Origin of the sequence: Dyella flava (assembly GCF_016904955.1) — a bacterium.
In the GTDB taxonomy this organism is placed as follows: domain Bacteria; phylum Pseudomonadota; class Gammaproteobacteria; order Xanthomonadales; family Rhodanobacteraceae; genus Dyella_B; species Dyella_B flava.
Window position 1 is genome coordinate 1 of sequence record NZ_JADIKE010000012.1, and the last position, 1,358, is coordinate 1,358.

The 1,358-nt window shown below is 56.1% G+C and carries 1 protein-coding gene; it reads left to right on the top strand.

Annotated elements, in window-relative coordinates:
- Positions 1 to 1,358, top strand: a 1,358-nt coding sequence (locus ISP19_RS00065) for an IS1182 family transposase (protein WP_204678186.1), incomplete at both ends; no start/stop codon positions are given.

The window sequence follows — 1,358 nt, forward strand, 5'->3', positions numbered from 1 at the left end:
GCTTTTCCCCGAGCGGCTGGAAGACTATATCAACGAGGACAATCCCGTTCGAGTCATCGACGTCTTTGTCGAAGAACTGGACCTTGGCACGCTGGGGTTCGAAAGCGTCGAGCCCGCTAGCACTGGCCGGCCGCGATACCATCCAGCCACGCTGCTCAAGATCTACATCTACGGGTACCTCAATCGAGTCCCATCCAGTCGCCGCCTTGAGCGTGAGACGCAGCGAAACATCGAGCTAATCTGGCTGACCGGTCGATGCACGCCCGATTTCAAAACCTTGGCCGATTTTCGCAAGGACAACGGCGCCGCGATCGGTCGTGTTTGTAGCCAATTCGTGCTGCTGTGTCGTCACATGCAGTTGTTTACCGACGCTGTGGCCGCCATCGACGGCAGTAAGTTCAAAGCGGTCAATAGCCGTGATCGCAATCTTTCGGAAGCCAAGCTCAAAGCCCGCATGCAGCAGTTGGAAGCGAGCGTGGCGCGTTATCTGGACGAACTAGACCGGGCCGACCGCGAACCGGGCCAGTTACCCGAGGCACGCGTAGCTCATCTGCAACGCAAGATCGCTACCGTCCGCGAACATATGCAGCAGTTGACCGCATTGGGTGAAGCCATGCGTCAAGCGCAGGATCATCAATTATCGATGACCGACCCCGATGCACGCTCGATGGCTACGCATGGCCGTGGCTCGGGGATTGTCGGCTACAACGTACAGATGGCCGTGGAGGCATCGAACCATCTCATTGTGGCGCATGAAGTGACTAACGAAGGTCATGATCGCCATCGCCTTGCCAGCACAGCTAATGCCGCAAAAAAGGCGATGGCATGTGACGCACTCACCGTAATCGCCGACCGAGGTTATTACAAAGGCGAACAGATCCTTGCCTGCGAACAAAACGACGTTACACCCTTGGTGCCTAAAACACAGACCTCCAGCAGCACGGCGGCCGGCCGCTTCGATAAGCGAGACTTTCATTACGACACCCTTCGCGACAGTTATCGATGCCCAGCCAACGAAGAAGCTCCTCGACGTATGACCACCATTGAAGATGACTTAACCATCCAGGTTTACTGGTCATCCGCCTGTCCAACGTGCCCGATACGTCGCGCCTGCACCACTTCCACATATCGACGTATTCGCCGCTGGGAGCATGAAGCTGTACTGGAAACCATGCAGCGACGATTGGATCACCATCCCGAAGCCATGCGGGTCCGGCGACAGACCGTCGAGCACGTCTTTGGAACCCTCAAGGCCTGGATGGGATCAACCCATTTCCTCATGCGAACCTTGCCAAAGGTCGCTACTGAAATGAGCTTGTATGTATTGGCTTACAACATGAAGCGGGCAATCAAGATCA